Origin of the sequence: Microbispora sp. NPDC046933 (assembly GCF_040644635.1) — a bacterium.
Lineage (GTDB): Bacteria > Actinomycetota > Actinomycetes > Streptosporangiales > Streptosporangiaceae > Microbispora.
This window is the reverse complement of record NZ_JBEYWW010000020.1, coordinates 51,203-73,247: the sequence shown is the minus strand read 5'-3', so window position 1 is coordinate 73,247 and position 22,045 is coordinate 51,203. Positions and strand designations below refer to the sequence as shown.

Genomic DNA, 22,045 nt, shown 5'->3' with positions numbered 1-22,045 from the left:
ACGGGCCGTTCGTTCACCGGGTTCGCCCTTCTCCCCGGACCCACGCTTCTCGCCGGGTCCGTGTTTCTCGCCGGGTCCGTGTTTCTCGCCGGATCCGCGTTTCTCCCCGGCCCGTGCATCGGCGGCGCGGGCCGGTCCGCCGGCGTGGAGCAGGTCACTGACGCGGCGCACGGAGGACATAGCCCACGCCGCGGAGCGTGTGGATCAGCTTGGGCTCGGCGGTGTCGATCTTGCGCCGGAGATAGGAGACGTACGACTCGACCACGTTCTGGTCACCGCCGAAGTCGTAGTGCCAGACGTGGTCGAGGATCTGCGCCTTCGACAGCACCCGGCCCTGGTTGACCATGAAGTAGTGCAGCAGCTTGAACTCGGTGGGCGAGAGCCGTACGGGGACGCCGTCCCGCCAGACCTGGCGGGAGTCCTCGTCGAGCTCCAGGTCGGCGACGCGCAGCCGGGCGGGGGCGGCGTCGTCACCGCGCGTGCGCCGTAGCACGGCCCGGATGCGTGCGAGCACCTCCTCCAGGCTGAACGGCTTGGTGACGTAGTCGTCGCCGCAGCCGAGCCCGGTGATCTTGTCCTCGGTCGCGTCCCTGGCGGTGAGGAACAGCACCGGGACCCGCCGCCCGGAGGCGTGGAGCCGGTCGGAGACGGTGAAGCCGTCCAGATCCGGCAGCATGACGTCGAGCACGATCAGGTCGGGGCGCAGCTTGCCGGCGATCTGGACCGCCTCGCGGCCGGTGGACGCGGTGATCACCTCGAATCCCGCGTACCGCAGGCTCGCCGACAGCAACTCCCTGATGTCGGGCTCGTCGTCGACGACAAGCAGGCGGCCCTCCCTGGTCACGATCCCGCCCTCCGGCCCATGGGCGAGCCCTCGGTAACGGACGTCGCCGCCACCTGGCCCTGGGCGTCGGCGGTCCCCGCGACGGTGACGAAGCTGCCCGGTTTGAGGTCGGATACCTTCCCCGCCCTGGTGACCTGGACCTTGGTGTCGCCCGAGGTCGTCACCGTGACCACGCCGCCGTTCACGGTCTGGACGTAGATCTTGTCGCCGTCGACCAGCTTGACCGTACCGAAGGTCATGCCGCCGGGCCCTGCCCCTGCCCCTGCGCCCGTTCCGCCGCCGGCGCGTCCGGCACCGCCGCCCGCGAAGCCGCCGCCCGCGCCTCTGGCGTACCCGCCGCCGAGCCCGGCGCCCGGTCCTCCGCCGCCAGGGGCCTGACCGGCGCCCGCGTACGCACCGGCACCGGCCGCGCGGGCCGGGAACTGGGCCGGCGTGGAGCCGCCCAGGAGCTTCTGCACCTGGATGCCGAGGAGCAGCCCGGCCACGAGCAGGACGCCTCCGGCCAGGGCGAGCGTCAGCTTCGACCCGCCCGCCCGAGCGGGACGCGCCGCCAGCGCCTCCTGGAGGTCGTCGTCGAACGGCGAGGTCTCCAGAAGCTCCTCGGTGTCGTGCCTGCTCACAATCGTCTCCCTTCCATGGGTCCGGCCGTCACTCGAAGCGGAGGGCTTCGATCGGCCGCAGCCCGGCGGCGCGGTTGGCGGGGTAGCTGCCGAAGAACAGGCCGATCGCGACCGAGACGCCGAGCGCCAGCGCGATCGACGTGGGGACGATCACCGGCTGCACGCCCGCGATCGTGAACTGGGCGCCGATCACGGCGATCAGCACACCCAGCAGGCCGCCGACGAGGCTGAGCATCGTCGCCTCGGCGAGGAACTGGCCGAGGATCGCGCCCTTGGGCGCGCCGATCGCCTTGCGGATGCCGATCTCCCTGGTCCGCTCGGTGACCGTGACGAGCATGATGTTCGTGATGCCGATGCCGCCGACGAGCAGGCTGATCGCGGCCACCGCGCCGAGCAGGACCGTGAACGTCCCGGTCGCCGCGCTGACCGTCTCCTGCAGGGTCGCCTGGTTGAGGATGCGATAGTCGGCGCTCGCCGAGTTGGCGATGCCGTGCCGCTGGTTGAGCACCTCGGTGACCTCGGTCTGCGCGGCGTCGACCGCCTCGGCGCTCTTGGCCTGGACGAGGATCTGCCCCAGCGGCCCGAAGCCGGTCAGGCTCTGCTGCACGGCGGGCAGCGGGGCGATCGCCACGTCGTCGGCGTCCTGGAACCCGGACGAGCCGGCCTCCTTGAGCACGCCGACGACGGTGAACGGCACGCCCGACAGCGTGATCTGCTTGCCGAGGGGGTCGACCGTGCCGAACAGGTTCTCGGCCACCGTCTGTCCGATCACCACGACCTTGCGCGCGGCGAGCACGTCGTCGTTGTAGAAGTAGGCGCCCTTGACCACCGGCTTGTTGGACGCCTCGAAGTAGCTCGGGTAGGTGCCCACGAGCTGGCTGATCGAGTGGCTCGCCCCTTCGTACGTCGCGGTCTGGGACTGGGCCGTCACGACCGGCGAGACGCTCTTGACCGAGGGGGCGTTCGCCGGGTCGGCCAGCGCCCGCGCGTCGTCGACGGTGAGGTCCTTGGCCTGGGTGCGCGGGCCGGTGTTCTGCCGCCCGGCCTGGCCGCCTCCTCCCGCTGCGCCTCCCCCGCCGCCGAAACCGCGGGCGAACCCGCCCCCCGGGCCGCCCCCGCCGCCCGAGGTGGACGGCGTGACGGTCAGCGAGTTGGCGCCGAGCCGCTGGATGTTCTGCTGGATCTGCTGGGAGGATCCCTCGCCGATCGCGACCAGCAGGATCACCGCGGCGACGCCGATCAGGATGCCGAGCATGGTGAGCGCGCTGCGCATCTTGTTGGCGGCCAGGCCGCGCAGGGCGAAACGCAGGACCTCCACGGCGTTCACGAGGCCACCTCCGCGAGCCGCGGGGGCAGCCCGCCGACCGGCGTGGTGCGCACGTCCTCCACGATCCGGCCGTCCATGAGACGGACGACCCGTTTGGCGTGCGCGGCGACCTCCTCCTCGTGCGTGATGACGACCAGGGTCCGGCCGCTCGCGCTGAGGCGGTCGAAGATGTTCATGACGTCCTCGCTGGACTTGCTGTCGAGAGCCCCCGTGGGCTCGTCGGCCAGCAGCAGGGTCGGCGCGGTGACGAGCGCGCGAGCCACCGCCACCCGCTGCTGCTGGCCGCCGGACAGCTCGTTGGGCTGGTGGTGGACGCGCTCGGCGAGCCCGACCCGGTCGAGCGCGGCCAGCGCCCTGCGGCGCCGCTCCGCGGCCTTGACCCCGCCGTACGCCAGGGGAAGCTCGACGTTGGCGAGCGCGCTCATCCGGGGGATGAGGTTGAAGGACTGGAAGACGAAGCCGAGTTTGCGGTTGCGGACGACCGCGAGCCGCCGCTCGTCGAGCCCGCCGACGTCGGTGCCGTCGAGGTGGTAGGTCCCCCCGGACGGGACGTCGAGGCAGCCGATGATGTTCATCAGCGTGGACTTGCCGGAGCCGGAGGCGCCCATGATCGCCACGTAGTCGCCGCGCTCCACCCTGAGCGACACGCCGCGCAGCGCGCGCACCGCGGTCTCGCCCTCGCCGTACACCTTGGTGACGTGGCCCAAATCGAGCACAGGAGGGCCGAGAACAGGGGAGTCGAGCACAGGGCGGTCGGGCACAGGGCGGTCGGGCACCGGCGGCGGGCCGGCCCTCATCGGTTGCCTCCGCCGCCACCGCCGCCACCGCCGCCGAAGCCGCGGCCGAACCCGCCTCCGCCACCGGGGAACTGGATGCCGCCGCCTCCGCCGGTCGTCGATGCCTGGGGCCGCACCACCTGGTCGCCCTCCTGGAGTCCCGACTTGATCTCGGTGGTGGTGTCGCCCTTCAGGCCGGCCTCCACCCGCTTCACGACCTGTTTGCCGTTCTCCAGCACGGTCACCGTGGTCTGGCCGCCCGCCGTGGTCACCGCCGAGGACGCCACCGTGAGCACGTCGTCCGCCTTGCCCACGGTCACCTGCACCGTGGCCGTCTGGCCGAGCCGTACGGTGGACGGCACGTCGGTCAGCGAGATCGTCACGGCGTACTGGACGACGTTGTTGTTCGTCTGCGGCTGCGGGTCGATCACCGTCACCTTGCCCGCGGCGGTGACCCCGGCGAGGGCGTCGAACGACACGGTCGCCGCCTGACCGACCTTGATCCTGCTGACGTCGGCCTCGGTGAAGTTCCCCACGATCCGCAGGTGGGCGGGGTCGGCGATCTCGATGAAGCCGCCGGACCCGCTCGACGCCGCGGAACCGCTCTGCGACTGGGCCTGGCCGCCCTGGGAGGACCCGCCGGATCCGCCGGACGCTCCGGAGGAGCCGCCCACGGCTCCGTTGACCGCCGTGACGACCCCGGCGAACGGCGCCTTGATCACCGTGCCCGCCAGCGCCCGCTTCGCCGACCGGTAGGCGTTCCTCGCGCTGATGTACTGCGAGTAGCCCGAAGCCGTCGAGGTGTCGGCCTCCTCGGCGGCGTCCAGGCTCGCCTGGGCCGCCTCCAGGCTCTCCCGGGCGGCCGTGTCGTCGATGCGCGCGAGCACCTGTCCCTTCTTGACCCGGTTCCCGGTCTCGACCAGGACGGATTCCACGGTGCCGTTCGCGGAGAAATCGAGGGCGCGCGTCCGGGCGCTCTCGACCGAACCGGAGGCCGATACCGAGGCGAGCACGGTCCCGCGGGCCACCCGGGTCGTCAGCGGCGCGGCGCCGTTGCCGGAGGAGTCGCCTCCCACGGACGCCCAGGCCGCCGCGATCCCGCCGAGCAGCAGTACCACCAGGACACCGTTGATGATCAGCGTCCTGCGCTTCGTCGACAGCTTCACGACGTCGAACCATGGCAAACCCCGCTTCGGGCAACCTAGGCCGATGCTGAGGGTTTGCTGACAGTCCGCATCGGGGTCCGCATCCACAGACAACTCTCAGGTACGGCCAAGCCACCGGTCACGTGGCGTCAGCAGGATGTCCGCCATGAGATCGAGCACTCCACTCCGCGTCGGAGGGCTCGCGCTGGCGGGGATCGTCATCGCGAGCGTCGCCGTGATCTCCGCCACTGGCGGCGGCACCTCGGTGGCCGACCGGATAGCGCTCGCCTCGGTCAAGCGGGGCACGGTCACGTCGTACGTCTCGGCCGCCGGCAACACGATCGACACCGGCGTGCGCGATCTCGCGTTCGGAGCGGAGGGCACGGTCGAGAAGGTCTACGTCAAGGTGGGCCAGAAGGTCCACCGTGGCAAGGTCCTCGCTCGGATCGACGACACCATCGCCAGGGAGAACTACGAGGCCGCCAAGGCCGCCCTCGCCGCAGCCCAGGAGACCCTCGACGACGTCAAGAACGGCACCGCCACCACGAGCGGAGCCGCCGCCGCGTCGGGTGTGGGCGGCTCGGGTGTGGGCGGCTCGGGATCCGGCCCGTCCGGCAGCGGAACGGGGGCCGGGTCGGGGAACGCGGGCGGCTCCGGGAGCGGTGCGTCCGGCGGCGGAGCCGACTCGGGCACCGGCTCGGGGAACGCGGGCGGCTCCAGCGGCAGATCCGGTTCGGGAAGCGCGGGCGGGGCCGGGACCTCCGGCGGCGGAACCGGCTCGGGGAACGCGGGCGGCTCCAGGAGCGGTGCGTCCGGCGGCGGAACCGGCTCGGGCACCGGCTCGGGGAACGCGGGCGGCTCCAGGAGCGGCGGCCCGGCCGTGTGTCCGACGCCGTCCGTGCGTCCCTCCTCGCAGTCCTCGTCACGGTCGTCCGCGCAGCCGGCGGCACGGCAGTCGAACCGGCCCACCGCCGCTGCGGCGAACAACGGCGCGAGCGCGGCGAGCGTCAGCCTCGTCGCGTACACGGGCGGTGATCTCGGCGGTGACCATGACGGTGACCACGACGGTGACCACGACGGCGGCCAGGGCGGTCCCAAGCCCGAGCCCAGTCCCGAGCAGCCCAGTCCCGAGCCCAGTCCGGTGCCCACGCACAGCCCGCGCCCGCACCCGAAACCGTCGGGGACGCACCGGCCGGCCCCCACGGACGGCGGTGCGACCGCGCCGAATCCCGAGGTGACCGTCTCGATCCTGCCCACGACGCCGGCGCAGCGGCCGTCCACCACGCCGAGCCCCTCCCCCAGTGGTTCCTCCTCCACCTGCGCGCCCGGGCAGGGTGGCCAGGGACAGGGCTCACAGGGACAGGGCTCACAGGGGCAGGGCTCGCAGGGACAGGGCCGCGCGGGCTTCGGCGGCGCCCAAGGAGGCCAGGCAGGGCAGGGCGGCCAGAGGGGCCAAGGAGGGCAGGGCGGACAGGGGGCCGGCGCCCGGCTCACCGAGGCACAGGCCGAGGCGCAGGTCAGCCAGGCGACGACCGAGCTGGCCGAGGCCAAGGAGGCGCTCGCCGGTGTAAGGATCAAGGCTCCGGTGGACGGCACGATCCTGTCCGTCGCGGGGACCACCGGCTCCCGCTACACCTCGGGCACGTTCATCACGCTCGGCGACCTCGACGACCTGCAGGTGCAGGCGATGTTCACCGAGTCGGACATCCGCTTCCTGAAGGTCGGTCAGGCGGCCACGGTCACACTGCCCACACAGCCGGGGCAGGAGTACCCCGGAACGGTCGCCCACATCGACCCGACCGCGACCACCAGCAACCGCCTGGTCCGTTACGGCGTGACGATCGTCCTGGACAGCCGCCCCGCCCGGCTGCTGCTGGGGCAGAGCGCCACCGTACGGGTGACGACCGGCGAGGCGGCCGACGCGCTCTACGTGCCCTCACAAGCCGTACGGGCCCAGGGCGACGGCACGGCCGTGGTCACCGTGGCCAACGGCGGGACGCAGTCGCGCCGTACGGTCAAGGTCGGCGTACGCGGCGACAGCTACGTGGAGATCACAGGCGGCATCTCCGAAGGAGACCGGATCGTCCTGCCCGCCGCCTCCACCGCCTTCCCCGACGAAGGCTTCCCCGCCGCCCGCTGACCTCCGGCTTACGGCCCGCCGTCCGACGGCGACACGCCTGCGGACGAGGGCCGGCCGTTCGTCCAGGGCATCAGCCCACCCAGCGGAGCGGAGCCGCCCGAAGCGGTGCGCGTGAACCTGGTTCGTGGATGGCGGCGACGTACACTGTGCCCATGACCGCGGCGCACGATTACGAGGATCTGCACGCTCTGGTGGATAGGCTGCGGCCCGAGCAGGTCCGCGATCTGCATGCGGTCGTGCTCCGACTGGTTAAAGCCAATGAGAGCCCAGACAGGTCAGATGCGGAGCAAGAGGGCCGGCGGCGGCTGTCGTTCATCGGAGCGATGAGGTCGGGAGTCGGCGATCTGGCGGAACGCCATGAAGAGGTGCTTCGCGAGGGGTTGAATCGTCCGATGTGACGATCCTTCTCGATACGGGCCCCCTGGTCGCGGCGCTCGACGCCGACGACAAGGACCACGCGCGGTGCGCCGATCTTCTACAGACCGCCCCGGGGCCGCTGTTGGTTCCCGTGACAGTGGTCGTGGAAGTGTGCTGGCTCGTAGAGAAGTATCGGGGTGCCTTGGCAGAGGCCGCTTTCCTGACTTCGATCGAAAGCGGTGAGCTGGAGTTGGTCTCCCTTGAACAGAAAGACGTGACACGTGTCGCGGAGCTCGTACGGCTCTACAAGAATCTCCCGCTGGGCGCGGTTGACGCGTCCGTGATCGCCATCGCCGAGCGGCTCGGCCTGCCTGCGGTCGCCACGTTGGATCGGCGCCACTTCGGCATCGTGCGGCCCCGCCACGTCGCCGCTCTGCAGTTGCTTCCATAAGTTCGCCGTACGCCGGTCAGGTGCGGGCCTCTGGGGCGAGTAAGGGGTCGGCGCGGTAGAAGCGCTCGGAGTCTGCCAGCGGCGTCCTGGTCACGCTGCGGGAGCCCGGGGTGTCAGGCGGACCTCGACTTCCGCGTCCAGAGCGCTCGCCAGGCGCTCGATGACAGGCAGGGTGGGAACCGTCCCTCCGGCCTCGAACCGCGCCACCGCTGACTGGGTCATGCCGGCGATACGAGCCAGATCACTCTGGCTCCAGCCCCGCGTCTCCCGCATCGCCCGAACCGTCTTTCCCAGTGCGAAAGCGAGACGTGCGGCCTCGTAGGCTTCAACCGCGCCGGGCTCACTCATCCGGCGATCCCGGAGCTCCCGCCAGCTCACCTGCTCGCTCATACCGCTTCTTCTTCCTCATCCACGGTGTGCGCCGCCTCGACACAACGACGTGCCGCGCCCCAGTCCATAGCATCGATGCTATACACCTTGAGGACTTTGCGCATTGCTATCGCTACTTTGCGTGACAAGCCGATCTGGCTGCCTCCGCTTCGGCCCCGGCAGCGGACGATTGAGGCCCGGAGTAGTCACCGGCGGGCGAAGGGGACTTCGTAGGCGGGCGGTCCGCCCAGCATTTCTGCCAGGTCGTTCTCGGTGACTCCGAGGTCGAAGGCACGGCCCCCCTGGCGTGGGTCCCAGCCACGCTGCAGGGCCATCCGGATGACCGCCGCCACGAGCGCCGGCCGTACGGACATCGTCCGCTCTCCCACCCCAGGCGTCCGGCCGGGAGAAGGGAAGCGACACCAGGAGCACCCGGCCCGGCCCTTCCGCCGGCTCGACCGGAAAGGTCAGCGACCCCTCACCGATCGCCTGGCCGTAGGTGGGCTTGTGGCGGATACGCCACCGGTAGGTGACGCCGTCAACTGTGATGAGGCGTGAGCCCTTCCTGGAAATCGCCACAGATACCTCCCGCCCCTCAAGCTCCACTCGCGAGGGCGCGTGCGTCAACGGAAACAGCGGTCAGGTGCGGGCTTCGGGGGCGAGGGGGAGGGTGACGCGGAAGGCGGCGCCGGCACCGGGGGCCGTCTCCACACCGACCTCGCCACCGTGGGCCCGGACGAGGGACTCCACGATCGCGAGCCCCAGGCCGCTGCCGCCGGACGGCCGCGTACGGGAGGGATCGGCGCGGTAGAAACGCTCGAAGACCCGGGCGGCCTGCTCGGGGGTGAGGCCGGGCCCCTTGTCGGCCACCTCGATGAACGCCGTCCCGTCCAGGCTGCCGACGCGCACGGTGATCGGCGTTCCCTCGGGCGTGTGGGTCGTGGCGTTGCTCATCAGGTTGCCCACCACCTGCCTCAGCCGCACCTCGTCCCCCGAGACGATCAGCGCCGCATCCCCCTCGACCACCAGCGAGACGTCGCGGTCGGGGCAGAGGGTCCTGGCGTCGTGGACGGCGTCGGCCGCCAGGGCCAGCAGGTCCACGGGCTGCGTGCGCAGCGGGCGCTGCTGGTCGAGCCGGGCGAGCAGCAGGAGGTCGTCCACCAGCAGCCCCATGCGGGCGGCCTCGCTCTCGATACGCGACATCAGCCGCGTGGTGTCGGCGTCCGGCACCTGCCGGTGGAACTCGGCGAAGCCCCGGATCGAGGTGAGCGGCGTGCGCAGCTCGTGCGAGGCGTCGGCGACGAAGCGGCGCATGCGCGCCTCCGACTCCCGCGCCTTGGCCTCGGATTCCCGGGCCGCCGCCTCGGAGGCCGCCCGGGCCTGGAACGCCGCCTCGATCTGGGCGAGCATGCCGTTCAGCGCGCGGGCGAGCCGCCCGACCTCGGTACGCGGGTCGCGGTCGGGGATCCGGCTGCCGAGGTTCCCCCTGGCGATGGCCTCGGCGGTCGCCTCGATCTCCGCCAGGGGCCGCAGGCTGCGCCGTACGATCACGACGCCGACGACGGCGAGCAGAACCATCAGGGCGCCGCCGACCAGCGCCTCGATGAGGGCGAGCCGGGTGGTGATCTGCCCGACCGAGGCCATGTCCATCGCGACGACGACCGTGCCGACGCCCTCGACGGGCACCACCCGGGCCCGCCACAGGCCGTCGCCCGACATCGCCGCCACCGTCACCGGGTTCCGGGAGGTCACGGTGCCGGGGCCCGGCAGGCCGTCCACGCCCATGCCCGCCTGCGCGAGCAGCGTCCTGCCGCCGGTGTCGCGGATCTCCACGCGGCCCTCGGGCGGAACCCTGAGCCGCACGAACGCCCCCGGACCCCGGTCGAGCCGTTTCTCCGTCTCGTGCGCCAGCATGCCGACCTGCATGTCCACCCGGCTGACCAGGTAGTCGCGCAGCACCGAGACGCTGCCCACGCCGATGACCGCGAGGGCGACCGCGACCAGCGCGAGCATGGCCGCGCTGAGCCGGATCCGCAGCGGGGTGCGCCCGGACACGGCTCAGACGCCGGCGGGTGGTGTCCGCATGACGTAGCCGACGCCGCGCAGCGTGTGGATGAGCCGGGGGTGGGACCGGGAATGGGCGTTGTCGAGCTTGCGGCGCAGCACCGACACGTACGACTCGACGATCCCGGCGTCGCCGCGGAAGTCGTAGTCCCACACGTGGTCGAGGATCTGGGCCTTGGACAGCACCCGGCCGGCGTTGCACATGAAGTAACGCAGCAGCTTGAACTCCGTCGGCGACAGGGGCACGGCCCGGCCACCCCGCCAGACCTCGTGGGACTCCTCGTCCAGCTCGATGTCGGCGAAGGTCAGCCGCGGCGGGGCGACCATCGGGTCCCCGGCGGTGCGGCGCAGCACGGCCCGGATCCGGGCGATGACCTCCTCCAGGCTGAACGGCTTGGTCACGTAGTCGTCGCCGCCGAGCGTCAGGCCCCGGATCTTGTCCTCGGTCGCGTCCCGCGCCGTGAGGAAGACCACAGGGGTGTGGGTTCCGCCGCCGCGTAGCCTGCGCACGATGTCGAACCCGTCCATGTCGGGCAGCATGACGTCGAGCACGATCAGGTCCGGGCGGTGCCGCTGAGCCGCGGCGACCGCCTCGCCGCCGTTGGATGCGGTGTGGACCTCGAATCCGGCGTACCGGAGGCTGGCCGCGAGCAGTTCGAGGATGTTCGGCTCGTCCTCGACGATCAGCAGCCGGGCTTCGGGAGATTCAGCGACCATGGCGCCAGCACTCTAGACCTAGGAAGTTAAGGGAACCGTTAAAGCGATGTGCCGCGCGATCGCCAGGCTGCTCGTCGCCGCAGGTGAGGGCGCGTTTCGCACCAGCACGATTCGCCCGCGCACGTCGATGACGAAGTCGTCGAGCAGCCTGCCGTCCCGCGCCACGGCCTGTGCCCGCACGCCGCCTCCGGTGCGTACGAGGTCGGCCGGGGTCAGCTCGGGCACGTACCGCCGGGCGGCGGCCACGAAGGCCCGCTTGGCCAGCGAGCCGTACACCTCGCGCAGGCCGGTGCGCCAGTGCTCGGCCGCCATGCGCCGGGTGCCCGGCCAGGCGGCGATCCGCCGCAGGTCGCGCAGCGACGCGGACCGCCAGGAGTAGCCCTCCAGGGCGAGCGCCGGCACGGCGTTGGGCCCGACCAGGACCTCCCCGTCGATCCTGCGGGTCAGGTGGACGCCGAGGAACGGGTAGCGGGGGTCGGGCACGGGATAGATGAGCCCTCTCACCAGACCGCGTGCCGGGCCGGCGAGCCGGTAGTACTCACCCCGGAACGGGACGATCCGCACGTCGCCGCCCGCTCTCGCCAGGTCCGCCACGCCGTCGGTGCCGAGACCGGCGCAGGAGATCAGCCGGTCGAAGGTGAGCCTCTCCGGCCCGGCCGCCACCGCCACACCGTCGGTGGTCTGCCTGATCGCGCGTACGGGACGCGAGAGCCGTACGGACCCGCCGGCCTCGGCCACGTCGGCGGCGAGGCGGTGCGCGACCGCGGAGAAGTCGGTTATCGCGGTGTGCGGCGAGTGGACGGCGGCGACCCCCACGGCGTGCGGTTCCACCTCCCGCAGGCCGATCGCGTCGAGCTCGGCGATGCCGGGCACGCCGTTCTCCCTGGCCCGCTCGGCGATGCGGCGCAGCCCGGGCAGTTCGGCCCGGGTGGAGGCCACGACGAGCTTGCCCGCCTCGTCGTACGGCAGGCCGTGCTCGGCGCAGTACTCGCGCAGCATGGCGGCGCCCTCCCGGCAGAGGGTCGCCTTCAGCGAGCCGGGCTGGTAGTAGATCCCGGCGTGCACGACCCCGCTGTTGTGCCCGGTCTGGTGGGCGGCGATCCGGGGCTCCTTCTCCAGCACGGTCACCTCGGCGCCCGCCCGCGCCATCTGCCGGGCCACGGCCAGACCGAGGATCCCGGCGCCGACGATCCCGATCCTCATGTCCGTGCGGTTGTCGACAGCATGCCGGACATTGTCGCAGCCGGAGCCGCTTCGCGGTGATCGAACCTGTGTTCGGTACGATGGCGGCGTGTACGTGCCACCCGGCTGGCCACCTGAGGTGCGCCCTCCAGGCAGCCCCGACTGGGAGGTCTCGGCCGTGTCGTGGCTGCTCGACACGGTGCCGCCGGACTACCGCGCGTACGGCGTGCTGCGCCGCCATCCGCTCGCGCTCGCCCGGATGGCCCGCCAGCAGGTGGCGGCCTCGATCCAGGCGGCCAGGGAGGGATACCGGGGAGCGGCGGTGGAGCTGAAGGAGCACCTGCCCCCGCACGCGATCGAGGCGGTCCTGGACGCCTACCGCCAGGAGGGCCCCCGGCTCGTACGGCTGGCCGAGTCGATCGCGCTCGTGGAACGAGCCCTGCGCGGCGAGCACTTCCTACCCCGACTGTGACAACGCTCTTATTTTCGGACATATGGGGCATAACAGCTTAAAAGAGGGAATCGGGGGTTAGCCATGACCACAGAGGGAGTGAGCAAGACCGCAGGGCAGGTCATGCACGAGGGCGCGGAATGCATCGGCGAGCACGAGAGCCTGCGCAGGGCCGCGGAGATGATGCGGGACATGAGCGTCGGCGCCCTTCCCATCTGCGGGGAAGACGACCGGCTCAAGGGCATCATCACCGATCGCGACATCGTGATCAAGTGCGTCGCCGAGGGCAAGGACCTCGACCAGACCACGGCGAGCGAACTGGCCCGCGGCCTGGTCTGGGTGGACGCCAACGCCAACGTCGAGGAAGCCCTGACGAAGATGGAGGAGCACCAGATCAAGCGCATGCCGGTGATCGACAACCACCGGATCGTCGGGATGATCACCGAGGCCGACCTGGCCAAGGAGCTGCCCGACAGCAAGCTCGCGGAGTTCGTCCACCGCGTCTACGCGCGGGGCTGACTCTCGCGGCGGTCTCCGGGCCGGGCGCCGTCAGGATCGGCGGCCCGGCCCTTCGCATGCCTTCGTGCGGCCTCCCCGGCGGGGTGGTCGGCGAGCGCCGCCGCGAGGATCGCCCGCGCCGATGCGCGCATGGTCCGGACCGCCTCCCCCCGGCTGAGGCCGGCGATGTCGGTGAGCCAGACCAGCGACTCGATGCCGGTCGCGGACCGTATGGCCACGGCCAGACGGCGGACGTCGAGGCCCGGATGGGTCCGCCGCAGCGGGGAGAGCGCGTCCTCGATCCAGCCGATGGCCCGCCCCCCGCGCAGCATCGGCTGACCGGCTCCCGGCTCCAGGGAAAGCCGCAGCGAGGCGCGCAACTGCGGCTCCCAGTCGAGGGTGAGCCGGGTGAAGGCCTCCATTACGAGCTCCAACCGCTCCCCCGGGTCGTCCGGCGGGTCGTCGGGGAGCAGTGAGGACCGGTCGGTCTCCGGGTGGGCCGCGCTCAGCAGCAGCCGCTGGTTGGGGAAGTAGCGGTAGGCGGTCGTCCGGGAGATCCCCGCGGCGGCCGCCGCCTCCTCCACGGTGGGATCGGCCCCCTGGGCCAGCAGGCGCCGGGTGGCGTCGACGAGGGCCTGCCGGGTCCGGGCCTTCTGCCGGGTACGGCCGGTCTCTTCATATGGAACCGCCATGCCCATCATGGTACTGTCATCCCATATGGGACTGGAGTCCCACGAAGGAGCATGGAGGCGGCCGTGAGCCACGATCCCGTCCTGACCGATCCCGGCCTCTACAGGGTTGTCTTCGAGAACGAGCGGGTCCGGGTCCTGGAGTACAAGGACCGCCCCGGCGACAAGACCTCCCCGCACGTCCATCCCGACAGCGTGATGATCACTTTGACCTCCTTCAGGCGGAGGCTGACGACCGAGGGCCGCCAGGTGGACCTCGCACTCGAGGCCGGGCAGGCGCGCTGGCTCGGCGCACAGGAGCACGCCGGGGAGAACATCGGCGACACCCCGACCCACTCCGTCTTCGTGGAGCTGAAGGAGCCGGCCCCCGGGGCGGGCCAGGCCGTCGCCTCCCCACCCCCGCTCGGGCCCCACATGTGACGTGTTCTCAGCGGCCTTCAGCGACCCGTGCGGTAGGCGATGAACCCGATGATCCCGATCGCCCCGAGAGCGACCGTCACCCATAACACCGGCATCGGCACGCCGAGCACGCCGTCCCCGGCGGTCGCCCCGTTCGACGCCGCGACCGCGCGCGGCCGGGCGGAGGCCCGCGACGGGCTGGGCGACGGAGCCGGCCGGGCGGCGGCGGGCAGCGGCACCCGGTAGACCGGGCTGTCCTTCCCCTCGCTCCCGGTGAGCAGGGCCGTGCCGTCCCGCGTGTACGCGATCGACTCGGCCTGCCTGAGCGGCGGCATCGTGACGTGCGCGATCAGCTTGCCGGGCGAGCGGTAGACGGACGCCGAGAAGTACGTACGGATGACGAAGCTCGACCCGTCGGGGGCGTACGCCGCGTCGGTGGCCATGACGGGTGCGGGCCCCACCCGGCGCAGCACGTTCACCTTGTCGGTGCGCAGCTTCGCGGGGGCGGCGTAGACGCCCCCGGAGAACTCCTTGCTGACGACGTACAACCGGCCCGTGCGGGGATCGACCATCACCCCCTCGGCGTTGCGGGGGCCGTCGGCGTACCGGAAGCGATACCGGACGGCCCGCAGCGTCGCGTCCTCCATGGTCCTGGGCTCGACGACCTTGTAGACGGACACGTCCGGCCAGCCGCGTCCCCCGCCGTCCGCGAGGTTGTCCCCGATGTCGGCGATCCACAGCACGCCGCGCCCGGTCGCGCGGTCGGTGGAGGCCGCGATGCCCTCCCAGTCCCTGGCCTCGGCGTTGCCGATCGTGAAGGTCGCCCGCGTACGACCGTCCGGGCCGATCGCGTAGACCTGCGGTCCGTTGCCGCTGTCGTTGTGCGTGTAGACGATGCCCTTGTGCGTGGGCGAGACGGCGAGCCCGCTCGACTCGCCGACGCGCTCGTCCCTGATCCGGAACAGCAGCCGCTCCCCGTCGTCGGCCCGCTTCGCGTCGTCGGCCCGTGCCGCCGTTCCCGGAAGCACCGCACCCGCGACGGCGAGGAGCGCCAGGACGGTCCGCGGAATCCTTGTTGTCCGCGTCCGCCCCGTTGCACTCCCCATGCGGCCATCATTCCCGATGCCCGCCCGGCGTGCGGCGGCCGACATGCCCCGCTCGCCCCGGAATCGGTCAGGACCGGGTATGCGGCCGGCCTGTCACCGCAGGGCGGCGTAGAAGTCGCGCAGGTCGGCGGCGAGCACGTCCGGCCGCAGGTGGGCGGCGTAGTGGCCGCCGGCGTCGTAGGAGCGCCAGTGGACGATGTTCTTGTGATCACGCTCGGCGAAGGTGCGCATCGACACGAAGTCGCCCTCGAACATCGCCAGGCCGAGCGGGACCGTCGTCGGCTCCTTGGGGTGCTCGGCGTGCGCGTCCTCGTAGTAGAACCGCGTGGCCGAGGTGGCGGTGCCGGTCGCCCAGTAGAGCATCGTGTTGGTCAGGATGAAGTCGTCGTCGACGTCCTCACCGAACAACTGGGCGTTCCAGCCCAGCAGCCCGGCCGGCGAGTCGAAGATCCCGTACGACAGCGTCTGAGGCTGCTGCGAGTGGACCATGTTGAACGACATCTTGTTGTCGTAGAACCACTGCAGCACCTCCAGTCCCTTCCGCTCCTCGTCGGTGAGGTTCGCCATCTCCGCCGGGTCGCCGGAGGGAAACGAGAAGATCTGCGTGACGTGGACGCCGACGACGTGCTCGGGGTCCACCCGGCCGACCTCGGGCGAGACGAACGAGCCGCCGTCGTTGCCCACGCCGACGTTACGCACCCTTCCGGACAGGTTCTGTCCTGAAGTGCCGCCAGACTGAGAACATGCTGGAAACCTCGGCGCAGACACCCTGAACGCGCTCACCGTCCACCTCGGCCTGCTCGACCTCGACTTCGAGGTCACCGGCCCGCCGGACCTGGTCGACCACCTGCGCGCCCTCACCGCCCGCTACGCCCGCGCGACCGCCACCGCGGCCGGTTCGTCAGGCTGAGGCGCCGCCGTCGAGCACCAGGTCGAGCCCCACCGCGAAGCCGGCGTCGTCCGAGGCGAGCCAGAGCACGGTGCCGGTGATCTCGTCGAGGCCGCCGACGCGGCCGATCGGCAGCGATTCCCGCATCCGGGCGGCCCGGTCGTCCTCGGTCTCGCCGGGGCGCAGGGACATCGTCGTGTCCAGCGCACCCGGGCTGACCGCGTTGATCCTGACGCCCGCCCCGATGTTCTCCAGCACCGCCGTGCGGGTCAGGGCGCTCACGGCCGCCTTGGACGCGGCGTAGGCGCCGGTCGTGCCCTCCAGCAGGCCGTAGGCGAACGCGACCAGCCCGGCCGTGGCGAGCAGCGCGCCGGGCACGTCGAGGCGGGGGAGCCGCATCACCAATGAGACGGCCGCGGGGGCGGCCATCGCGGCGCCCACTCCCTGGGCGAAGCGCGCGGCGAGCAGGACGGCGTGGCCCGGAGCCAGCCCGCCCGCCGCCGAACCCAGCGCGTCGCCGCGACGAGCGTGACCTGCGCCCCGCCGAGCACGGCGAACGCTCGACGTGGTGGCGCGGTGGCCGGCCGCCGCACCGCTACTTTTTTCGACCGGCCTTACTTTTCTCGACCGGACTTTTCTAGACCGATCAGTCAAGAATGAGGGCATGAAAAAGCGCACTCCTCTTCGCACGACGGGGTCAGCGGAGGACTGCGAGGGCCTGGGCGGCGGCGTCGCGGAGGCGGGCGGGGTCGCCGTGCCCCTTCCCCATCAGCCGCAGCCCCTGCAGGAACACGAGCACGAACCGCGCCAGCGCCCGGGGGTCGGCCTCGGCGGAGATCTCCCCTTGGGCGCGGGCGCGGATGAGCGCCGAGGTCAGCACCGTCTCCAGGCCCGTCCAGCTGGTCTCGACGAGCCGGGCGACCGGCTCGTCGCCCGGCAGGAGTTCGGCCGCCGCGTTCACGATCATGCAGCCCCGCCGGTCGCGGTCGCGGATCGAGTCCTCGGTGTAGAGCTCGACCAGGGTCCGTACGGCCGGCAGGGCAGGGCCGGGCTGCGACAGCAACTCGATGGGGTTCGGGTCGCGGATCTGCGCGTACCGCTCCAGCGCCTTCACGTAGAGGTCGTGCTTGCCGCCGAAGGTGGCGTAGAGGCTGGCGCGGCCGATGCCGAGGTGCTCGACCAGGTCGGCCATCGACGTGGCCTCGTAGCCGCGCCGCCAGAACAGGTCCAGGGCCCGCTCCAGCACGACGTCGGGGTCGAACTCCTTGGCCCTCGCCATGACCCCGACCCTAGGCTATTCAGGAACGATCGGTCGATTAAGCCGCCACCCGGTCGTCCCAGGTGATGCGGTAGTCGTGCATCCAGGCCAGCGCGTTCCGCTTCTCCACCTGCCGCATGATCACCGGAAGGACGAGATCGCGGACGAAGGCCCCGCCGGCGCCCGGCGCCTTGCCGTCCCCGTTGCGCTTGCCGTGCGCCACGACACGCTCGACCCGCTCGCGCCGCAGCCGCTCGAAGGCCGCGAACGCGTCCGGGGTGTCCGGCACGTCACGCAGGCACTTCCCGAGCACGACGGCGTCCTCGATCGCCATCGACGCACCCTGTCCCGACGACGGCGAGGTGGCGTGGGCGGCGTCTCCGAGGATGACCATACGGTCGGTGGACCACTTCGGCACGGTCGGGAAGTCGTAGGTGTTCCAGCCCGGCAGGATGTGCGAGGTCGCGGCGATGATCTCGCGCATCGGCCCCGCGTCGCCCTCGAACAGGTCCATGAGCCTGGCCCGCCACTGCTCGGGACCGATCGCCGCGAGTTCCTCCGAGGTCATCTCCCTGCGGCTCGGCGGGTTGGCGAACCACCACACCGACCCCTCCGGGTGGATCAGATACCCGAAGAAGCACCGCCTGCCGAAGATGAAGTGGTAGACGCCCGGCCGGCCCGGCACCCGCACGCCCTCGGCGAAGCCGCCCGTGTTCAGCAGCCCGACGTACCGGGCGCGGGGGGCGCCGGGGTCGATGAGGGCGCGGGTGCGCGAGCGCAGCCCGTCGGCGCCGACCAGCAGGTCGCCCTCGGCCTCGCTGCCGTCCGCGAAGACCGCGCGCACCCCGTTCGAGGTGGCCGAGGCGTCGACGAGCCGCCTGCCGTAGTGGATGCGCACGCCCCGCCGTACGGCCTCGTCGCGCAGCTCCCGGTAGAGGTCGGCACGCCGGACCGTACGGCTCGGCTGCCTCGTGGTCGCCAGCAGCTTGCCGCGGGCGTTGAGCATCTCCATGACCGGCGAGTCCATGCCGAGGTCGCAGACGAGGTCGTGGAGGTCGAGCAGGCGCAGGGCCTCCAGCCCGTTGACCGCGAGCGTGAGGAAGGCGCCCACGCCGTCGGCGCCCCGGTCGTAGGCCTCGAAGACCTCACTGTCTATCCCGGCGCGCCGCAGCGCCATGGCCGTGACGGGACCCGCGATCCCGCCGCCGATGATCAGAGCCTTCTTGGTCATGCAATAACTATACATATTATGACTATTCGCTGGCAAGGCCTCTATGATGGGCGCCATGTCGACACGGCGCTCTCCCCTGGCCACGGCAGTGCTCGCCCTGGTCTGCGAGTCGCCGATGCACGCGTACCGGATGCAGCAGCTGATCAAGGAACGGCACCAGGACGACGTGGTCAACGTCGCGCAGCGCAACAGCGTCTACCAGACGATCGAGCGCCTGCTCCGCGACGGGCTGCTGGCGGTCCGCGAGACCACCCGCGAGGAGAACCGGCCGGAGCGGACCGTCTACGAGGCCACCGAGACGGGCCGGGAGACGCTCAGGCAGTGGATGCGGACCATGGTGTCCACCCCGGCCCGGGAGTTCCCGGAGTTTCCCGCCGCGCTCGCCTTCCTGCCCGTGCTGACGCCGGAGGAGGCGCTGGCGGCGCTGCGGCAGCGGATCGCCGCGCTGGAGACACGGCTGTCCGCGCTCGACGCCGAGATCGCCGAGAGCCTGACCTTCGTGTCCCGCCTCTTCCTCGTGGAGTCGGAGTATCAACGGGCCCAGGTCACCTCGGAGCTGGAGTTCGTGCGCGGCCTCGTCGACGACCTGAGCGAGGGCCGCCTCACCTGGGACTTCCGCATCTGACACGTGCCGGGACTCGCCTGGAGTCCACTCCAGGTACCTAGGGTGGAGGGCATGGAATACGGACACCTTGGCCGCACCGGCCTGCTGGTCAGCAAGCTCTGCCTGGGGACCATGAACTTCGGTCCGCAGACCACGGAAGAGGACTCCTTCGCGATCATGGATCGCGCCCACGAGCTCGGCATCAACTTCTTCGACACGGCCAATGTGTACGGCTGGGTGAAGGGCGAGGGGATCACCGAGAACATCATCGGCCGCTGGTTCGCCCAGGGCGGCGGCCGCCGGGAGAAGACGGTCATCGCCACCAAGCTGTACGGCTCGATGGGCGACTGGCCGAACGAGGAGAAGCTGTCCGCGCTGAACATCCGGCGGGCGGCCGAGGCCTCGCTGCGCCGGATGCAGACCGACTACATCGACGTCTACCAGGCCCACCACATCGACCGGGACACCCCGTTCGAGGAGTTCTGGGAGGCCATGGACATCCTCAAGCAGCAGGGCAAGGTCCTGTACGTCGGCTCGTCGAACTTCGCCGGCTGGCACATCGCCAAGGCCCAGGAGTCGGCCCGCCGCCGCAACTCGCTCGGCCTCGTGAGCGAGCAGTCCCACTACAACCTGATCGTCCGCGCGCCGGAGCTGGAAGTCATCCCGGCCTGCGAGGACTACGGGCTCGGGCTGATCCCGTGGAGCCCGCTCGCGGGCGGCCTGCTCGGCGGCATCCTCCGCAAGATCGACAAGGGCCGCTCGGCGGCCGACCACATCGTCGCCCAGCTCGACAGGCACCGCGACAAGATCGAGCGGTACGAGGCGTTCTGCGACGAGCTCGGCGAGGACCCGGCCAACGTGGGGCTGGCGTGGCTGCTGCACCAGCGGGCGGTCACCGCGCCGATCATCGGCCCCCGCACGGTCGAGCAGCTCGACGGCACGATCCGGGCGCTGGAGATCGAGCTGAACGACAAGGCGCTCGCCCGGCTCGACGAGATCTTCCCCGGCTTCAAGACCGCCCCGGAGGAGTACGCCTGGTGATCAGGCGTTGTTGAGCAACGCGCCGACGATCACGATGAGCACGAGCAGCGCGAGCACCGTGGGCAACAGCCAGCGACGAGGACGATCCACGTCATGGAGCCTAGTCGCGGACTGCCAATGGGTACGCCTCGACCTGCTCGTACCGCACGCTCGCCCCGATGTGGCTGCGTACGAGGTGCACCGACGACACCTCCCAGCGCCGCCCGCCGAAGGCGCTCAGAGCGCCGACCAGGGGACGCAGGTCGTCGCCGTGGCGTGACCGGGTCCTGGACCGGGCCAGGGTGAGGTGGGGATGGAACCGCTTGCGGTCCGTCTCCGCCGCCCCGGCTCGCCGGGCACCGGCCGCCACCGACCCGGCGAGCCTCGTCAGCGCCGGGCCGGCGTCCAGGCCGACCCAGAAGATGCGTCCCCGTGAGGCGGAGGGGAAGGCGCCGGCGCCGCCGAACGACACCGTCTCGGGGGAGTATCGGGCGGCCGCGCGGGTCAGCCGCACGCGCAGCTCGGGCAGGACCTCGTCGGGCACCTCGCCGAGGAAGGCCACGGTCACGTGCCAGAGCGCCGGATCGACCCAGCGCAGCTCCGACCACTCGGCGCGTACGGGATCGACCGCCGTGGCGAGCTCCGCCAGCGCCTCAGGCGGCGGCAGCAGCGCCACGAACAATCTGCTCACGTGCCGATTCTTCCCTGCGCGCCACGCGCGCCGCGACCATCCGGGTCACCAGCACCGCCAGGCAGACGCCGCACATGCTCAGCACGCCGGCGGCCACGACCGAGACCCGGGGACCTGCCAGTTCGGCGAGCCAGCCCACCAGCGGCGCCCCGATCGGGGCTCCCCCGGTGAAGACCAGAACGTAGATCCCCATGACCCGGCCGCGCATCTCGGGCGAGGCGCCGAGCTGCACGATCGTGTTCGCGGTCGTGTTGACCGTGATCATCGCCATGCCCGCGGGGACCAGCATCAGCAGGAACGCCGCGTACGCGGGGGCGAGCCCGGCGGCGACCTGGAACAGCCCGAAGCACAGCGCCCCGGCGATCAGGAACCGGCGGCTCGGCTTGACCCGGCGCGCGGCCAGCAGCGCCCCGCCGAACGCCCCGACGGCGAACGCGCTGGACGCCACACCGAAGGAGGACGCGCCCGCGCCGAACGCCTGCTTGGCCATCAACGCGATGCTGGTCGAGAAGCTCTGCGCGAAGATCGCCATGAACGCCACGAGCAGCAGCGGCAGCAGCAGGTCGGGCCGGCCGCCGACGTAGCGCAGGCCCTCGCGGAGCTGTCCCTTCCCGCGCGGCACGGGCTCAGGCGAGCGCAGCTCCGACACCCGCATGAGCGCGAGCCCGGTGATCACGGCGGCGAACGACGCGGCGTTCAGCACGAAGATCGGGCCGGTGCCCATCCAGGAGATCAGCAGACCGGCCACCGCCGGGCCGACGACCCGGGCGAGGTTGAAGGTCGAGCTGTTCAGTGCGATGGCGTTCGGCAGGTCCCGCCGGCCCACCATCTCGACCACGAACGACTGCCGTGTGGGCACCTCGACACAGGAGACCAGGCCGAGCGTGAACGCCATGGCGTACACGTGCCAGACCTGGGCCGTCCCCGTGAGGACCAGCGCGCCCATGGTGAGCGCGAGCAGCCCCATGAGCGTCTGGGCCACCATGAGGATCCGGCGCTTGGGGTAGCGGTCCGCGATCACCCCGCCGAACATCCCGAACAGCATCGTCGGCAGGAACTGCAGCGCCACGGTGACGCCGAGCGCCGAGCCGCGGCCGTGTGCGAGGTCGAGGACCAGCCAGTCCTGGGCGGTGCGCTGCATCCAGGTGCCGACGTTGGAGACGACGCCGCCGGAGGCGAACAGGCGGTAGTTGTAGTTCCGCAGCGAGCGGAACATG

26 protein-coding genes are annotated in these 22,045 nt (G+C 71.5%); 8 read left to right on the top strand and 18 right to left on the bottom strand.

The genetic code is table 11. From position 1 onward, the window contains the following. Positions 1 to 154: 154 nt before the first annotated feature. The 5 genes from ABZ857_RS25590 to ABZ857_RS25570 are packed head-to-tail and all read right to left on the bottom strand — an operon-like array spanning position 155 to position 4,733. Positions 155 to 847 carry a response regulator transcription factor gene (locus ABZ857_RS25590; protein ID WP_357047120.1) on the bottom strand — a complete coding sequence of 231 codons (693 nt, stop codon included), beginning with the start codon at positions 845 to 847 and terminating at the stop codon, positions 155 to 157. Continuing rightward, positions 841 to 1,464, bottom strand: a complete 624-nt coding sequence (locus tag ABZ857_RS25585) for a hypothetical protein (RefSeq protein WP_357046932.1) — start codon at positions 1,462 to 1,464, stop codon at positions 841 to 843. The genes ABZ857_RS25590 and ABZ857_RS25585 overlap by 7 nt, the downstream gene beginning before the upstream one ends. A 28-nt stretch (positions 1,465 to 1,492) precedes the next feature. Continuing rightward, positions 1,493 to 2,791 carry an ABC transporter permease gene (locus ABZ857_RS25580; protein ID WP_357046930.1) on the bottom strand — a complete coding sequence of 433 codons (1,299 nt, stop codon included), beginning with the start codon at positions 2,789 to 2,791 and terminating at the stop codon, positions 1,493 to 1,495. Next, positions 2,788 to 3,588 (bottom strand): ABC transporter ATP-binding protein, encoded by an 801-nt coding sequence (locus ABZ857_RS25575; RefSeq protein ID WP_357046928.1) that lies wholly within the window; start codon positions 3,586 to 3,588, stop codon positions 2,788 to 2,790. The genes ABZ857_RS25580 and ABZ857_RS25575 overlap by 4 nt, the downstream gene beginning before the upstream one ends. Continuing rightward, complete coding sequence (locus ABZ857_RS25570; RefSeq protein WP_357046926.1) at positions 3,585 to 4,733, bottom strand: HlyD family efflux transporter periplasmic adaptor subunit; 1,149 nt, start codon at positions 4,731 to 4,733, stop codon at positions 3,585 to 3,587. The genes ABZ857_RS25575 and ABZ857_RS25570 overlap by 4 nt, the downstream gene beginning before the upstream one ends. A gap of 145 nt (positions 4,734 to 4,878) precedes the next feature. Here ABZ857_RS25570 and ABZ857_RS25565 point away from each other — a divergent pair, with 145 nt between their 5' ends. From ABZ857_RS25565 to ABZ857_RS25555, 3 genes are all read left to right on the top strand, one after another. After that, positions 4,879 to 6,852 carry an efflux RND transporter periplasmic adaptor subunit gene (locus ABZ857_RS25565; RefSeq protein WP_357046924.1) on the top strand — a complete coding sequence of 658 codons (1,974 nt, stop codon included), beginning with the start codon at positions 4,879 to 4,881 and terminating at the stop codon, positions 6,850 to 6,852. A 152-nt stretch (positions 6,853 to 7,004) separates the two neighbouring features. Further along, positions 7,005 to 7,250 carry a hypothetical protein gene (locus ABZ857_RS25560; protein ID WP_357046922.1) on the top strand — a complete coding sequence of 82 codons (246 nt, stop codon included), beginning with the start codon at positions 7,005 to 7,007 and terminating at the stop codon, positions 7,248 to 7,250. Further along, positions 7,247 to 7,660 (top strand): PIN domain-containing protein, encoded by a 414-nt coding sequence (locus tag ABZ857_RS25555; protein WP_357046920.1) that lies wholly within the window; start codon positions 7,247 to 7,249, stop codon positions 7,658 to 7,660. Before ABZ857_RS25560 ends, ABZ857_RS25555 begins: the two co-directional genes overlap by 4 nt. 90 nt (positions 7,661 to 7,750) lie before the next feature. Here the strand turns inward: ABZ857_RS25555 and ABZ857_RS25550 are convergent, their stop codons facing one another. From ABZ857_RS25550 to lhgO, 5 genes are all read right to left on the bottom strand, one after another. Beyond that, positions 7,751 to 8,050 (bottom strand): helix-turn-helix transcriptional regulator, encoded by a 300-nt coding sequence (locus tag ABZ857_RS25550; RefSeq protein ID WP_357046918.1) that lies wholly within the window; start codon positions 8,048 to 8,050, stop codon positions 7,751 to 7,753. Positions 8,051 to 8,235: 185 nt separating this feature from the next. Further along, positions 8,236 to 8,403: a hypothetical protein gene (locus ABZ857_RS25545; RefSeq protein WP_357046916.1), complete on the bottom strand. Its 168-nt coding sequence runs from the start codon at positions 8,401 to 8,403 to the stop codon at positions 8,236 to 8,238. A gap of 265 nt (positions 8,404 to 8,668) precedes the next feature. Continuing rightward, the gene (locus ABZ857_RS25540; RefSeq protein WP_357046914.1) at positions 8,669 to 10,084 is read right to left on the bottom strand and encodes a HAMP domain-containing sensor histidine kinase; all 1,416 of its coding nucleotides are present in this window, start codon (positions 10,082 to 10,084) and stop codon (positions 8,669 to 8,671) included. A gap of 3 nt (positions 10,085 to 10,087) precedes the next feature. Next, the gene (locus ABZ857_RS25535) at positions 10,088 to 10,810 is read right to left on the bottom strand and encodes a response regulator transcription factor (protein ID WP_357046912.1); all 723 of its coding nucleotides are present in this window, start codon (positions 10,808 to 10,810) and stop codon (positions 10,088 to 10,090) included. 18 nt (positions 10,811 to 10,828) lie between these two features. After that, positions 10,829 to 12,013 carry an L-2-hydroxyglutarate oxidase gene (gene lhgO / locus ABZ857_RS25530; protein WP_357046910.1) on the bottom strand — a complete coding sequence of 395 codons (1,185 nt, stop codon included), beginning with the start codon at positions 12,011 to 12,013 and terminating at the stop codon, positions 10,829 to 10,831. Between the two features lie 88 nt (positions 12,014 to 12,101). Between lhgO and ABZ857_RS25525 the strand changes: the two genes are divergently transcribed. Continuing rightward, positions 12,102 to 12,464 carry a hypothetical protein gene (locus tag ABZ857_RS25525; protein WP_357046909.1) on the top strand — a complete coding sequence of 121 codons (363 nt, stop codon included), beginning with the start codon at positions 12,102 to 12,104 and terminating at the stop codon, positions 12,462 to 12,464. 63 nt (positions 12,465 to 12,527) lie between these two features. Further along, complete coding sequence (locus ABZ857_RS25520; protein WP_357046907.1) at positions 12,528 to 12,962, top strand: CBS domain-containing protein; 435 nt, start codon at positions 12,528 to 12,530, stop codon at positions 12,960 to 12,962. Here the strand turns inward: ABZ857_RS25520 and ABZ857_RS25515 are convergent. Continuing rightward, on the bottom strand, positions 12,947 to 13,633 hold the full coding sequence (locus ABZ857_RS25515; RefSeq protein ID WP_357046905.1) for a helix-turn-helix domain-containing protein: 687 nt from the start codon (positions 13,631 to 13,633) through the stop codon (positions 12,947 to 12,949). The genes ABZ857_RS25520 and ABZ857_RS25515 overlap by 16 nt on opposite strands. A gap of 63 nt (positions 13,634 to 13,696) precedes the next feature. Between ABZ857_RS25515 and ABZ857_RS25510 the strand changes: the two genes are divergently transcribed. After that, positions 13,697 to 14,050: a hypothetical protein gene (locus tag ABZ857_RS25510; RefSeq protein ID WP_357046903.1), complete on the top strand. Its 354-nt coding sequence runs from the start codon at positions 13,697 to 13,699 to the stop codon at positions 14,048 to 14,050. A 17-nt stretch (positions 14,051 to 14,067) separates the two neighbouring features. On the opposite strand, the gene ABZ857_RS25505 is transcribed toward ABZ857_RS25510, so the two are convergent. The 5 genes from ABZ857_RS25505 to ABZ857_RS25485 all read right to left on the bottom strand — a co-directional run bounded on the left by ABZ857_RS25505 (position 14,068) and on the right by ABZ857_RS25485 (position 18,513). Then, positions 14,068 to 15,135, bottom strand: coding sequence for a hypothetical protein (locus ABZ857_RS25505; protein ID WP_357046901.1), 1,068 nt, complete (start codon positions 15,133 to 15,135; stop codon positions 14,068 to 14,070). Between the two features lie 93 nt (positions 15,136 to 15,228). Next, positions 15,229 to 15,834 carry a hypothetical protein gene (locus tag ABZ857_RS25500; RefSeq protein ID WP_357046899.1) on the bottom strand — a complete coding sequence of 202 codons (606 nt, stop codon included), beginning with the start codon at positions 15,832 to 15,834 and terminating at the stop codon, positions 15,229 to 15,231. A gap of 202 nt (positions 15,835 to 16,036) precedes the next feature. After that, the gene (locus ABZ857_RS25495) at positions 16,037 to 16,453 is read right to left on the bottom strand and encodes an SDR family oxidoreductase (protein WP_357046897.1); all 417 of its coding nucleotides are present in this window, start codon (positions 16,451 to 16,453) and stop codon (positions 16,037 to 16,039) included. A 268-nt stretch (positions 16,454 to 16,721) separates the two neighbouring features. Continuing rightward, positions 16,722 to 17,303, bottom strand: coding sequence for a TetR/AcrR family transcriptional regulator (locus tag ABZ857_RS25490; RefSeq protein ID WP_357046895.1), 582 nt, complete (start codon positions 17,301 to 17,303; stop codon positions 16,722 to 16,724). A gap of 37 nt (positions 17,304 to 17,340) precedes the next feature. Beyond that, positions 17,341 to 18,513 carry an FAD-dependent monooxygenase gene (locus ABZ857_RS25485; RefSeq protein ID WP_357046893.1) on the bottom strand — a complete coding sequence of 391 codons (1,173 nt, stop codon included), beginning with the start codon at positions 18,511 to 18,513 and terminating at the stop codon, positions 17,341 to 17,343. A 55-nt stretch (positions 18,514 to 18,568) separates the two neighbouring features. On the opposite strand from ABZ857_RS25485, the gene ABZ857_RS25480 reads away from it, so the two are divergent. Continuing rightward, positions 18,569 to 19,138, top strand: a complete 570-nt coding sequence (locus ABZ857_RS25480) for a helix-turn-helix transcriptional regulator (protein ID WP_357046891.1) — start codon at positions 18,569 to 18,571, stop codon at positions 19,136 to 19,138. Positions 19,139 to 19,189: 51 nt separating this feature from the next. Continuing rightward, positions 19,190 to 20,158: an aldo/keto reductase gene (locus tag ABZ857_RS25475; RefSeq protein WP_357046889.1), complete on the top strand. Its 969-nt coding sequence runs from the start codon at positions 19,190 to 19,192 to the stop codon at positions 20,156 to 20,158. Positions 20,159 to 20,258: 100 nt separating this feature from the next. Here ABZ857_RS25475 and thpR read toward each other — a convergent pair whose 3' ends face one another. Then, positions 20,259 to 20,828: an RNA 2',3'-cyclic phosphodiesterase gene (gene thpR, locus ABZ857_RS25470; protein WP_357046887.1), complete on the bottom strand. Its 570-nt coding sequence runs from the start codon at positions 20,826 to 20,828 to the stop codon at positions 20,259 to 20,261. Then, positions 20,791 to 22,044, bottom strand: coding sequence for an MFS transporter (locus tag ABZ857_RS25465; RefSeq protein WP_357046885.1), 1,254 nt, complete (start codon positions 22,042 to 22,044; stop codon positions 20,791 to 20,793). The genes thpR and ABZ857_RS25465 overlap by 38 nt, the downstream gene beginning before the upstream one ends. Between the last annotated feature and the right edge of the window lies 1 nt (position 22,045).